Consider the following 12,304-nt stretch of genomic DNA (forward strand, 5'->3'; position numbering starts at 1 on the left):
TCGGCTCGCAGTGGGGCATCCTCGGCGTCGCCGCAGGCTACGCGGTCGCTCCTCTGCTCGAATGGCCCCTCTCGTTGTGGTGGCTCTCCCGCTGCACCACGATCCCCGTCGGTCGCCTCTTCGCTGGCGCCGGGCGCATCATCGGCATCACGACCGTCGGCGCGCTCGCGGGAGCAGGCTCGAGCCTCGCCGCCGCGCCCTTGGGCTCCGTAGCGCAGATCGCCGCGAGCGTCACCGCCACAGCCCTCAGCTATGCCGTTGCCTTCGCCATTGTGCGCCCCATTCGCCGCGACATCCTGGCGGTCATCGCGGTGGCTCGCATGCTGCCCTCCCGCCGCACGACAGCCCGGCCGTCAGAGCACGCCGCTGCCGACCAGACGAAGGGAGCCGCACCGTGATCAACCGCACCCTCGCAATCGTGGTGGTCAACTACGGGTCCCACGAGCTTCTCGAAGCGAACTTTGGCTCGATCGCGCTCGATGAGCTCGGCGCACGGCTCGTCGTCGTCGATAACTACACGTCGGCCGAGGAGCTGTCCCTGGTGCGCGCTCTCTGCTCCCAGCGGGGGTGGAGCCTCATCCACGGCCCCAACGTGGGGTTTGGCGCTGGCATCAACAGAGGGGTGCAGCATGCCCGCGAGCTGGGCTGCGACACCGTGATCGCCATCAACCCGGATGCCAGGGCCAGCTCCGCTGCGCTCGGCGCCCTCGCACAGGCCGCTCGAGACGACGCACTCGCTCTCGTGGGCCCCGTCGTGACCGGAGAGGATGGCGGCCACTGGTTCGCGGGCGGCCGAGTGGTCGTGGCGGAGGGACGCACGACAACGAAACCCGGCACCGACAGCGCGGGCTCCGATGGGTGGCTCACGGGAGCCTGCCTCGCCTTTCGACTCGACCTCTGGAATCTGCTCGGCGGCTTCGACGAACGGTTCTTTCTCTATTGGGAGGATGTCGATCTCTCCTGGCGCTGGAGGAACGCTGGCGGGCACCTCGTAGTGCGCAACGACATTCGGATCATCCATAGCGTCGGAGGCACCCAGGCGGCAGAGGGCCGCGCCAAGTCGGTGGGCTACTACTACTTCAACTGCCGCAATCGCATGTTGTTTGCCGCCGCTCACCTGTCTCGCCGCGACGCTATCCGGTGGCTCATTCTCACCCCTGACTACGCGCGCCGGGTGCTGCTGCGCGGGGGGAGACGGCAGTTTCTGCGCAAGCCCTGGCGGCCCCTCTGGGCAAGCTTCGCCGGCTCGGCCACGGGCATTCGCGCAGCATTCTCTCGATCGCAATCTCGCTCATCGTCACGACGGGAGGCCACCCCGTGACGCGCAAGAAGCGCCATTCCGCTGGCCAGCGAGAGCGCCGACGGCTCGGCGCCAGTTGGTGGTGTGCGCTCGCCGTCACCGTGCTCGCGCTCGTGACGACCTCGCCGGCCCCCATGATCTCCGGCGCCCTGACCGCACCGGGTGATGCGGCATCCGATGCCATTCCCAGCCCCAGCGAAGACGAGCGAGGCGACAACCCGCTGCCCTCGTTGCCCGCCGAACCTCCCGAAGTCACACGCCTGCCCGACGCTGGCGTGCCCGGGCCACATACGACGGGCGTGCCTGCGGGCACCCAGCTCACCCGTTTCGACGGCGACCTGGTGATCACCACCCCGGGAGCCATCGTCGAAGGGCTCGAAATCTACGGATTCGTGCGCGTAGAAGCGCCGGGAGTCACCATTCGCAACTCGATCATCCGCGGCCGCAGCGTTGCCAACAACGCCATGCTCATCTATGCGGGCTCCCCCTCCGCGGCGGGGCTCCTCGTGCACGACACGGAGCTCGCTGCGGCCTACCCATCGCACATCGTCAATGGCGTGTACGGTGCCGGGTTCACGCTCCGGCGCGTGAACATCCACACCGTTATCGACTCAGTGCACATCTTTGGCGACGACGTGGTGATCGAATCGTCGTGGCTTCACGGCAACCTGCACTACGACAACGACCCCGGATGGGGCGGCGGGCCTAGTCACGACGACAACATCCAAATCCAGGCCGGGACCAACATCACGATCACCGGCAACGTGATCGAGGGTGCCCACAACGCTGCGCTTCAGGTGACTCAGGATCAGGGCCCCGTTTCCCAGCTCGTGTTCTCGGGCAACACCGTCTCGGGCGGCGGCTGCTCCATCAACATCGCGGAGAAAAACAGGGGCGCGATCGAGGGCCTGGCCATCTCCGACAACGTCTTTGGTGAGTCTCGATTCGGCTGCGCAATGCTGATTCCTCCGAGCACTCACGCCACGATCTCTGCCAATGCATCAACCGACGGAGCACCAGTGAGGATCGATCGCCGTGCGCAATAGCCCCGCCAGAACTTTTTTTCGCACCCGGAGAAGAGACGCCGAGATGGCCTCCCTCGTGCTCGCGGGAAAGATGCCAGTCCACGCCCTGCGCGTCGCGACGATCAGGTTCTGGGGTGGCCGGGTCCATCCGGATGCCACCATCTATCACGGCTTCGAAATTCGGGGAGCGCAGCATCTGCGCATCGGAGCGCGCAGCTCCATCGGCAACGGGGCCATCCTCGACGCCCGCGCTGGCATCACCATTGGCGACGATGTGAACCTCTCCACTGCGGTGCATATCTGGACGGGACAGCACAACCCCCAGAGCGCCGAGTTCGCCTATGAGAGCGCGCCCGTCACAATCGGCAATCGCGCCTGGGTGAGCACGAGGGTGACGATTTTGCCGGGGGTGACCATTGGCGAGGGCGCTGTCGTGGCCGCCGGGGCGGTCGTCACCTCCGACGTTGCGCCCTTCACGATGGTGGGAGGCGTGCCGGCGAAAGTCATTGGCTCGAGAACAACATCGCTGCGTTATCGATTGCCGCTGCGGCGGCTCAAGCCATGGTGGTGGTAACAATGACCCTTCGAATCGGGTATGCCGCTGGTGCCTTCGACCTCTTTCATGTGGGGCACCTCAACATCCTTCGGCGAGCGAGAAGCGAGTGCGACCGCCTCATCGCGGGGGTCGTCTCCGACGAAATGCTGCTGCTGACCAAGGGCGCGCTGCCGGTGATACCGCTCGAGGAGCGACTCGACATCGTGCGCAGTGTGCGCTTCGTCGACGAGGCGGTGGCCGAAGTTGTGCCCGACAAGCTTGAGACCTGGCGCAGCGTGCGATTCACCCACTTCTTTAAAGGAGACGACTGGCAGGGCACCGAAAAGGGGCTGGCCCTTGAGCACTCGTTCGCCGCCGTCGGAGTCACGGTCGTGTACTTTCCCTACACCGACGGAACCTCGAGCACCCAGCTGCGGCAGGCCCTCGACACCCTCAATCGCGTCGAGCGCTGAGCGCCGCTGGCGGCGCGGTCGTCTCCCGAACCCGGCCCGCCTTTTGGAGAAGGTCGCGCGCAATATCTTGCACACCCCGGCCATACCGCTCGTACCGGCCGGTGAGCGCCTCCGCAACGACCGGGCCGACGCGCAGGATGCGCACCGCCGGCAACAGGATGCGCACCCGTTCGTGTGCGAGCTTGGCCCTCGCATCCTTCACCGCCTTGGCCAGAAGGCGAGCATCGGGGGACCGGCGGTTCACCGCGGCTCGGTGCAGCTCAGTGACCCGGCTGAGTAGATCGATCGCCCGGGCAACGAGACGCTCGTTGCGCTCACCCCGAGGAGTGAACAGGCGGGCGAGTCTGGCTGAGAAACCCCTTCGCACGACGCCGATCTGATTGCGCGCATGCTGCCGGTAGTCCAACAACTGCTCGTCGAGAAAGTGGGTGCCTCCCGTCGCCGCCGCCATGATGGCCAGCCACTCGTCATGCACCCACGAGTCGACGAACGGAACGGCTCGGTCGAGAAGGTCGCGCCTGATGACAACCGTGGCACCCGTGACGAGGCTGCGGCGCACGAGAACGTCCCAACCCCTATTGGTCGACAGGCTGTGGCGCTCGTGGGGCGACATGCGCTGAGTTGCCGCTAGCCCGGCCCCAAAAGGCAAACCATCGGCGCGGATCAGGCGGGCATCGCTGTGCACGAGCAGCAGCTCTGGATGCTCCGCGAACGCCTCCATGACCCTCGCCATGCGATCTTCGTGCCAGACATCGTCTTGGTCGCAGAGCGCAATCACGTCTCCCGTGCACCGCAGCAGTGCCTGCTCGAAATTGCGCACGACCCCGAGGGCCGGTTCGTTCTCGATCACGACAAGACTCGGCCCCCGCACAGCCCTGCGGGCGTGCGCGGCAATGCCATCGGTCACGAGTGCGACGGTGCCGTCAATCGAGGCGTCGTCCGAGAGCACGATCTCGTCGACCGGATGCGTCTGACGCAGGATGCTGCGCAGTTGGGCGGCGATGAACTCCGCACCGTTGTGCGTGCACAGGGCAACGCTGATTCGCGGATAGGGGGCGGCGCCAGCATCCGCCATCGGCTCACGATCTGGTGCGGATGGATCGCTCATGTCTGGCCTCCGACCCCCATTATGCAGCACCCCCCGTTCAGGGTACAGACAGGATTTATGGGGGCGACTCCCACCCTGGCAACACTGCCAGCGAAGGGAACGTAACCTCTTTGTGTCGCGCGCGCGCGTGATTCGCCGCATCAGAGTCGCGACGCTCCCCCACCTGCCCAGAGGAGAACCTCTTTTGTTCGATCTCAGCCGCTGGCTGCCGCGATGGCGAGCCGCGCTTTCTATGGCCATTCCGCTGCTCGTTGCCGGCGGATTCATTGTTGCCGCCCCGAGCGCCTCCGCGCCGGGCGTCGCAGAAGAAACAAGCGTGACAGAAGAAACAACGAGTAGTGAAGCTCCGGTCGCTCCGGCCGAGGAGGCTCCGGCGGCGGAGGCTCCGGCCGAGGAGGAAGCTCCGGCCGAGGAAGCTCCGGCGGTTGCTGAGCCTGAGAACCCTGCCGTAGAAGAACCCGCGACAGAAGCGCCGGTCCAGGAGGCCCCGGCCGAGGAGGCTCCGGCCGAGGAGGCTCCGACGCCGACCGAACCGGTTACGCCGCCGACGATCGAAGAGCCAGCCGAGCCGGCCGAGCCCGAGGCAGAAGCTCCAGCGCAGGAGGCGCCGTCCGCGACGACTCCGACAACGACCGCTTCGGGGACTCGCCCGTCGGGAGCCAGCACAGGGGTACCAGCAGCAACCACGCTCACCATCCATAAGGGTGACCTTGTGATTCGCACGGCGGGCGCCGTGATCGATGGCCTCGACATCCGCGGGTTCGTCCGCGTCGAGGCCCCCAACGTCACGATCAAGAACTCGATCATCCGAGGCCGAAACGCGAGCGAGAACGCCATCCTCGTCTACGCGGGCGCCGGCAAGAACGCTGGTCTTGTCATCCAGGACACCGAACTCGCTCCCGAGTTCCCGTCGTCCATCGTCAACGGCGTTTACGGCTACGACTTCACTCTCACGCGCGTCAACATCCACGACGTCATCGATGCCGTGCACATTTTCGGCAGCAACGTTCTCGTTCAGAGCTCCTGGCTGCACGACAATCTGCACTACGCCAGCGACCCGGGATGGAACGGCGGGCCCAGCCACGACGACAGCATCCAGATTCAAAAGGGCAATAACATCCGCATCATGGGCAACGACATCAGCGGCTCGTACAATGCCGCCCTGATGATCACGCAAGACCAGGGAATCACGTCCAATGTGACCTTCAGCAACAACTGGGCGAGTGACGGCGGATGCACCATCAACGTTGCGGAGAAGGGCAAGGGTGCAATCGCGGGCCTGGTCGTCACGAACAACGTTTTCGGCACCTCTCGGTTTGGATGCGACATGCTCGTGCCACCAACGACCACCATCGTGAACCTCGGCAACACCGCCGCAGACGGCACTGCGCTTCAGATCGTCCGCCGCGCGCAGTAGCGTTCGGGCAGCCCTTCCGCTCGCCCAGCGAGGACCCACCTCACACACACCGAATACCGATGGTCTCCCCAGACTGACAAAAAACGTTGCGCTACCCCCGTATGGGGGCCATAGGATACGACGAATCGCACCCCGCGCGAATTACCCGAAATCCTCATTCGTGAACGTCCAGGGAGACCCTTGTGCGAATTTTCAGAACCAGGCCGTCCCGGTGGTGGGCCTACAGCTCGTCGGTGACCGCGATTCTTCTTCTCGCCGGGGCTGGCGTGCATTTCGGTGCCGCCAAGGCGACCGCGCCTGCTGGCGAAGGTGCGGCGCCTCTCACGGCGCAGCCCAGCCCGTCGAGTGCCGCCGAAACTTTGACCGAAGGCGCGCCCGCAGCGCCCGGCTCGACGCCAGGCGCTCCGAAGAGCGACCAGCAGAGAGAGTCCGCTAAGGGCGAATCCGCTCGCGGCACCGCCGATCCCGACGGAACAACGCACGACGACGCCCCAGACAAGGATGCCGCCACCCCCGCGCCCGCCGCTCCGAGCACAACGCCCACCGCAGCGCCGGGCGTCGGCACCGGATCTGCCGCAGCACCGGCTCCCGCACCGAAGCCAGCTCCAGCATCCAAGCCAGCAGCGGTCTCTCCTGCCCCCGCCTCGACCTCGTCGACCGGCGTTCCCGCAGGCACCGCGCTCAAACGGCACGATGGCGACCTCGTCATCAGCACCGCGGGCACCGTGATCGATGGCCTCGACATCCGAGGATTCGTGCGGGTCGAGGCGCCCAACGTCACCATTCGGAACTCCATTATTCGCGGCCGCGACACCACAGGCGATGCCATCCTCATCTATGCCGGAACCGGCAAATCAGCGGGGCTTGTCGTGCATGACACCGAGCTTGTGGCCCAGTTCCCCTCGCACAGGGTCAATGGCGTCTACGGCTACGGCTTCACCCTCACCCGCGTCGCCATTCACAATGTGATCGACTCCGTGCACATCTTTGGCAACGACGTCGTGATTCAAAAGTCGTGGCTGCACGACAACCTGCACTACGCGAACGATCCGGGGTGGAACGGCGGCCCCAGCCACGACGACAGCATCCAGATTCAAAAGGGCAGCAATATCGTCGTCACGGGCAACGTGATCAGCGGCGCTTACAACGCCGCACTGCAGATCACTCAAGATCAGGGCGCCGTCTCCCAGGTGAGCTTCACCTCGAACCTCGTCTCCGGCGGCGGCTGCACCATCAACGTTGCCGAAAAGGGCAAGGGTGCAATCAAGGGCCTCACGATCTCAAACAACACCTTCGGCGGTTCTCGATTCGGATGCTCCGCTCTCATTCCGCCCACAACCAACGCGACGATGTCGGGCAACACCAAAACGGACGGCACTGCTGTGCGGGTGGATCGCCGCGCTCAGTAGACCCGCGCACTCAGCATGGAGATCGCGATGTGAGCGGTTGTTAGCTGCTCAGCGTTGTTAGCTGCTCAGCGCAACAACTCCGAGAATCGCCTCGCCATAGGCCTCGCGCTTTTTGGCACCGATTCCGCTGATGCCGTCAAGGTCGGCGAGCGTGACCGGGCGCGCGACGGCTATTGCTCTGAGCGTCGCATCCCCGAACACGATGTAGGCAGGCACGCCGAGTTCTTTAGCCTGCTCAGCACGCCATGCGCGCAGAGCCTCGAACAGTTCGACCTGAGTTGGCTCGAGGTCTGCTGCCGCCGAGGCGGCCTTCGCAGAACGACGAGACCCCCTGAGGCGAGCCTCCGGCTCGGTGCGCAGGGAGACGGCTCGCGCCCCCGACAACACATCGGCGGATGCCTCGGTGATGGCCAGAATGCCGTATTCGCCTCGCGTCGCGAGTAGTCCCTGCGCCAGGAGTTGGCGCACGACGCCGCGCCACTGCTGTTCGCTGAGATCGGCACCGATGCCCCAGGTCGCGAGGGTCTCGTGCTCGTGCTGCTGCGTGCGCGGGGTCTGCTTTCCGCGAAGAATATCCACGAGCTGCCCCGCACCGAACGCCTGATCGCGTTCCCGTTTGAGGCGAACAATCGTGGACAGCAGCTTCTGCGATGGCACGGTTCCGTCCCACGATGCTGGCGGCGTGATGCACGTGTCGCAGTTGCCGCAGGGGCTCGACTCTTGGCCAAAATATGCCAGCAGCTGCACTCGACGGCACTCGACCGTTTCGCACAGGGCGAGCATCGCGTCGAGGTGTGCGCTCAGCCGCCGCCGGTGGGCAAGGTCACCCTCCGAGGTGTCGATCATGCGGCGCTGCTGCACAACATCCTGCAGCCCGTAGGCAAGCCAGGCTGTCGACGGGAGCCCGTCGCGGCCCGCTCGACCGGTCTCCTGGTAGTAGCCCTCCACCGACTTGGGCAGATCGAGGTGGGCAACAAAACGCACATCGGGCTTATCGATGCCCATGCCGAAGGCGATGGTGGCCACCATGACGAGCCCGTCCTCGCGCAAGAACCGAGACTGGTTTGCGGCCCGAACGTGGGCGGGCAAACCAGCGTGGTAGGGGAGGGCAGGAATGCCGTTGGCGACGAGCATGTCGGCCGTCTTCTCGACCGAGGCGCGGGAGAGGCAATAGACGATTCCGGCGTCGCCGGGATGCTCGCTGCGCAACAGCTCGAGCAGTTGCTTGCCCGGCTGGTCTTTGGCCGCGATCCGATACTGAATGTTGGGGCGGTCGAAGCTCGCCACAAAATGGCGGGCTTCTTCGAGCTGCAAGCGTCGCGCGATCTCGGCGTGCGTCTGCCCAGTCGCGGTTGCGGTCAGAGCGATGCGGGGAACCGCCGGCCACCGCTCGTGCAGCATCGACAACCGCAGGTAGTCCGGGCGAAAGTCGTGGCCCCACTGAGAAACACAGTGAGCTTCGTCGATAGCGAAGAGCGAGATCGTGCCGCGATCGAACAGCGCGGCCGTCGATTCGAGGGCGAGCCGCTCGGGGGCGAGATACAGAAGGTCAATCTCTCCGGCGACGAAAGCTGACTCGACTCGTCGACGCTCGTCGGCATCCTGAGTTGAATTGAGAAACTCCGCCCGCACACCCACCGCGGCAAGGGCATCCACCTGGTCTTGCATGAGGGCGATGAGAGGTGAGATCACAACGCCCGTGCCCTCGCGCACGAGGGCGGGCACCTGGTAGCAGAGCGACTTGCCGCCACCCGTTGGCATGAGAACGAGGGCATCTCCGCCGTCGACCACCGTGCGGATGATCTCGGCCTGGTCGCCGCGAAAGCTGTCGTAGCCGAATACCCGGCCAAGCACGTCGAGTGCAGCGTCGAGCGCGGCGGCGGGCGGCATGGTCTGGGTCATGCTCTCAAGGCTAACCGGGCTCGCCGACCGTGTAGACGAGCCGGGCGAATTGCCCCACCTTGGTGGCGCTCTCGAGCCGCAGCCGGTCTGACTCCACTCGCCGGGGAAACACGGGAGCCCCGCCCGTGAGAGCGACCGGCGCGACGGAAAGCGCAATCTCGTCCAGGGCATTCGCGTCGAGGAACTGACCGGCGAGGTCGCCGCCGCCGACGACCCAAATGTCGCCGCCCGCAGCCGCTTCACGGAACTCGGGGAGGAGATCGGCAACAGCGCCCGAGCGGAATCGAACATCGGCCCCCTCTGGCACCGGCAGCTCACGAGTGGTCATGACGAACACGGGCTTATCCCCGTGGAATTCTGCCCACTTTTCGGGGTGAGCCAGGATGTCGTCGTGCTCAAGGATCCAGAGATAGGTTGTCGAACCCTCGACGAGCACGGTTGCCCCGCTCGGGAACAACCCCTCGTCTGGATGCTCGCCACCATCGACGGCGAACAACCATTCGAGCGAGTTGTGCTCATCGGCGATAAAGCCGTTGATCGTGGTCGCGCTATCGAAGAGGACCTTGCCGGGAGTGCTGGGGGCGGCGCTCTGTTCGCTCATGCGGGAAGAGTAGCGCCGCCCACCGACATCAAGATCTACTTCTTCTTGTTTTTGTTCTTTGCCTTGAGGGTCTTCTCGTGCACGGGCGCCTCGCCCGAGGCCCGCAGTGCCTCGTAGTAGTTGCGCGCCTCATCCTGTCGCTGCTGCTCCGCGCCGCTCGCGATGGCCGCGCGCAGGTGAATGGGCTTGAACCCGAAGGCGTCCACAAGATCTTGCGCGTGGGGCCGAAGGCGGGTCAGCAGCCGGTCGATGTAGGCCGAGACCGCCTGGGCACGCTGCGGCGATAGGCGCCCGTTCGAGAGGTACCAACCGATGTTCTTCTCGATGAGTCCGAGCCCGAAAATGTCGTGGAGCCACACGAGAACCTGCTTGGTGCCGGGGTCTTCCACTCGCTCGACTCCGCGAGTGAACGCCTCCCACTGCAGAAGCTCCGCGTGCGCCCGTGAAGCCTCGATGAGCTTGTTCTGCTGGGAGTTGAAGAGCGCTCCAGCATCCACCGGGGACATCTTGGATGCTGGCCGCAGCGCCTGCGCCAGCTCGGCAACCATCGTCTCGACCCTGTCGGTGAGGATCGCGCGCTGCACCTCGGTGTCGCGCAGCTCGCTCACCGAGCGCGCGGTCGAACCAAAGTCGCGCACCGTCTGGGCGATGCGGCGAAGACCCGTGTTGTGGAACGCTCGCTCAGCCGCCTGGCCCACCGCGTACCGCGCCAGCTTGCCAGCATCCGCTCCCTTGAACTGTTTGGCAAAGTCGCCAAGAAGGCGCTTGCCGACGAGCTGCAACAGGACGGTGTTGTCACCCTCGAAGGTGACGTAAATGTCGAGGTCACTGCGCAGACCCGTAATGCGGTTTTCGGCCAGGAATCCCGCACCGCCGCAGGCCTCGCGGGCCTCCTGCAGGGTGTCGAGCGCGTGCCAGGTCGACAGGGGCTTGAGCGCAGCGGCGAGGGTTTCGAGGTCTTCGCGGGCCTGCGGGGTGTCGCCCTTGCCGCTAAAGACGGAATCGAAGGCGACCAAAAACTCGTCGTGCGCAAAGTATTGGGCGTAGGTCGTGGCGAGACGAGGAAGCAGGCGGCGCTGGTGGCGCTGGTAGTCCAGCAGCACCATCTCCTCGCCCGTTGCTCCCTCGAACTGGCGACGCTGGTTGCCATAGGTGATCGCGATCGCGAGGCCCATCGCAGCACCGTGCGTGGCCGCGCCATCGAGCGAGACACGACCCTGCACGAGAGTGCCGAGCATCGTGAAGAATCGCCGGCCGGGGCTGTCGATCGCGGAGGAGTAGGTGCCGTCCTCGGCGACATCGCCGTAGCGGTTGAGCAGGTTCAGGCGCGGGATGCGCACACCCGTGAAGTGCAGGCGACCATTGTCGATACCGTTGAGCCCGCCCTTGAAGCCGTCGTCCTCACCTCCGACGCCGGGCAAAAACTCGCCCGTCTCACGAGAGCGGATGGGCACGTAGAAGGCGTGAACGCCGTGGTTGACGCCCTTGGTGATGAGCTGCGCAAAGACGACGGCGTCGATGCCGTGAACCGCGGCGTTGCCGAGGTAGTCCTTCCACGCCCCGCGGAACGGGGTGTCGATGACAAACTCCCCCGTCGTCTCGTCGTAGGTCGCCGTGGTTCCCACGGAGGCAACATCCGACCCGTGACCCGTCTCGGTCATCGCGTAGATGCCGGGGGTCTCGAGGCTCATGATCGAGGGGAGAAAAGTCTTGTGGTGGTACTCGGTGCCGAGGTGCTGCACTGCCGAGCCGAAGAGCCCCCACTGCACACCAGCCTTGATCTGCATCGACGGGTCACCGAAAACGAGCTCCGTGAACGACGCGATGCTGCCGCCGATGTCGCCCTTGCCACCCACCGATACGGGGTACGCACGGTGCACCCGTCCGCTGTCGGCGAGCGCCTGCAACTGACCCAGCACGCGGGTGCGGTGATCTTCTTTGGTCTGGTTGTCGATGCGGTGAAACTGCGGGTCTTCCATCGCATCGCGCGACTGCTGACGGATGTCCGCCCACGTGCCCATGAGCATGCGGCCCAGGGCAGCAACATCCACCGACGCGGCGGATGACGTCGCGTCGAGATTGGCATCGACTTCGGCCTCAACCGAGGGCGAAGCGGGGGCTGCTGGGGTGCGACCGGGGGCGGTGTCGAGCATGGCAGAAACTCCAATTCAGACAAAGAGAGCGTGTGCTGCCACGCTAATCCGGCTTCATGAACAGAGAGAATTCAACGTCCGCCGCCTCCAACGGGGAGTCGCGACTCCACCAAGACCGTTGTAGCCAAGCTACAAGTTGCGGGGTTCAGATCCATCTGAGTCCGACAAAGGCGCTGGCTCGACCTGTACCGACACGTCAGCCGGAATCGGCTCCCGCACGACACGCTCACGCTCGAGGCCCAGACGCGTGTGCATCCGCACGACCCACCACGAGAAGAGCCCGAGGGTGACCGCGGTCGCGATGACGCCGAACGGTGTGCCCTCAGACGTGTTCGCATCGACCATGCCCACAGCAGCGAGCAAGAAGATCACACCGTTGTT

11 protein-coding genes and 1 pseudogene are annotated in these 12,304 nt (G+C 65.3%); 7 read left to right on the forward strand and 5 right to left on the reverse strand.

The window, feature by feature from the left end:
- The 5 genes and pseudogenes from AC062T_RS03275 to AC062T_RS03295 form a co-directional block, all read left to right on the forward strand.
- Positions 1 to 398: pseudogene (locus tag AC062T_RS03275) on the forward strand (lipopolysaccharide biosynthesis protein); the annotation flags it as partial.
- On the forward strand, positions 395 to 1,321 hold the full coding sequence (locus AC062T_RS03280) for a glycosyltransferase family 2 protein (protein ID WP_476027356.1): 927 nt from the start codon (positions 395 to 397) through the stop codon (positions 1,319 to 1,321). The pseudogene AC062T_RS03275 and the gene AC062T_RS03280, both read left to right, overlap by 4 nt.
- Positions 1,318 to 2,346, forward strand: coding sequence for a right-handed parallel beta-helix repeat-containing protein (locus AC062T_RS03285; RefSeq protein WP_476027358.1), 1,029 nt, complete (start codon positions 1,318 to 1,320; stop codon positions 2,344 to 2,346). Before AC062T_RS03280 ends, AC062T_RS03285 begins: the two co-directional genes overlap by 4 nt.
- Positions 2,347 to 2,389: 43 nt before the next feature.
- Entirely contained in the window at positions 2,390 to 2,899 is a 510-nt protein-coding gene (locus AC062T_RS03290) for an acyltransferase (protein WP_476027360.1), read from the forward strand.
- A 2-nt stretch (positions 2,900 to 2,901) separates the two neighbouring features.
- Positions 2,902 to 3,333, forward strand: a complete 432-nt coding sequence (locus AC062T_RS03295; RefSeq protein WP_108518056.1) for an FAD synthase family protein — start codon at positions 2,902 to 2,904, stop codon at positions 3,331 to 3,333.
- Here the strand turns inward: AC062T_RS03295 and AC062T_RS03300 are convergent.
- Positions 3,314 to 4,441, reverse strand: coding sequence for a glycosyltransferase family 2 protein (locus AC062T_RS03300; protein ID WP_476027362.1), 1,128 nt, complete (start codon positions 4,439 to 4,441; stop codon positions 3,314 to 3,316). The two genes, AC062T_RS03295 and AC062T_RS03300, sit on opposite strands and share 20 nt — an antisense overlap.
- Before the next feature lie 184 nt (positions 4,442 to 4,625).
- On the opposite strand from AC062T_RS03300, the gene AC062T_RS03305 reads away from it, so the two are divergent.
- Together AC062T_RS03305 and AC062T_RS03310 are read left to right on the forward strand one after the other, a co-directional pair.
- Positions 4,626 to 5,858: a right-handed parallel beta-helix repeat-containing protein gene (locus AC062T_RS03305; protein ID WP_476027364.1), complete on the forward strand. Its 1,233-nt coding sequence runs from the start codon at positions 4,626 to 4,628 to the stop codon at positions 5,856 to 5,858.
- Positions 5,859 to 6,091: 233 nt separating this feature from the next.
- Positions 6,092 to 7,267 carry a right-handed parallel beta-helix repeat-containing protein gene (locus AC062T_RS03310; protein WP_476027366.1) on the forward strand — a complete coding sequence of 392 codons (1,176 nt, stop codon included), beginning with the start codon at positions 6,092 to 6,094 and terminating at the stop codon, positions 7,265 to 7,267.
- A 57-nt stretch (positions 7,268 to 7,324) separates the two neighbouring features.
- Here AC062T_RS03310 and recQ read toward each other — a convergent pair whose 3' ends face one another.
- The 4 genes from recQ to AC062T_RS03330 all read right to left on the reverse strand — a co-directional run.
- A complete protein-coding gene (gene recQ, locus AC062T_RS03315) occupies positions 7,325 to 9,169 on the reverse strand; it encodes a DNA helicase RecQ (protein WP_476027368.1) in 1,845 nt (614 codons plus the stop codon).
- Positions 9,170 to 9,179: 10 nt separating this feature from the next.
- Positions 9,180 to 9,770: a dihydrofolate reductase family protein gene (locus tag AC062T_RS03320; RefSeq protein WP_476027370.1), complete on the reverse strand. Its 591-nt coding sequence runs from the start codon at positions 9,768 to 9,770 to the stop codon at positions 9,180 to 9,182.
- Between the two features lie 35 nt (positions 9,771 to 9,805).
- Positions 9,806 to 11,923 (reverse strand): acyl-CoA dehydrogenase family protein, encoded by a 2,118-nt coding sequence (locus AC062T_RS03325; protein ID WP_476027372.1) that lies wholly within the window; start codon positions 11,921 to 11,923, stop codon positions 9,806 to 9,808.
- Between the two features lie 129 nt (positions 11,924 to 12,052).
- Positions 12,053 to 12,304 (reverse strand): hypothetical protein (locus AC062T_RS03330; protein ID WP_476027374.1); only part of this gene is annotated, 252 nt, incomplete at its 5' end.

The sequence above is a fragment of the Homoserinimonas sp. genome (assembly GCF_056262345.1).

What these genes read in the sequence shown, in the direction of transcription:
- AC062T_RS03290 (WP_476027360.1), top strand. Translation starts at nt 2,390, where the DNA reads ATGGCCTCCCTCGTGCTCGCGGGAAAGATGCCAGTCCACGCCCTGCGC.
- AC062T_RS03295 (WP_108518056.1), top strand. Translation starts at nt 2,902, where the DNA reads ATGACCCTTCGAATCGGGTATGCCGCTGGTGCCTTCGACCTCTTTCAT.
- AC062T_RS03300 (WP_476027362.1), bottom strand. Translation starts at nt 4,441, where the DNA reads ATGAGCGATCCATCCGCACCAGATCGTGAGCCGATGGCGGATGCTGGC.
- recQ (WP_476027368.1), bottom strand. Translation starts at nt 9,169, where the DNA reads ATGACCCAGACCATGCCGCCCGCCGCCGCGCTCGACGCTGCACTCGAC.
- AC062T_RS03320 (WP_476027370.1), bottom strand. Translation starts at nt 9,770, where the DNA reads ATGAGCGAACAGAGCGCCGCCCCCAGCACTCCCGGCAAGGTCCTCTTC.
- AC062T_RS03325 (WP_476027372.1), bottom strand. Translation starts at nt 11,923, where the DNA reads ATGCTCGACACCGCCCCCGGTCGCACCCCAGCAGCCCCCGCTTCGCCC.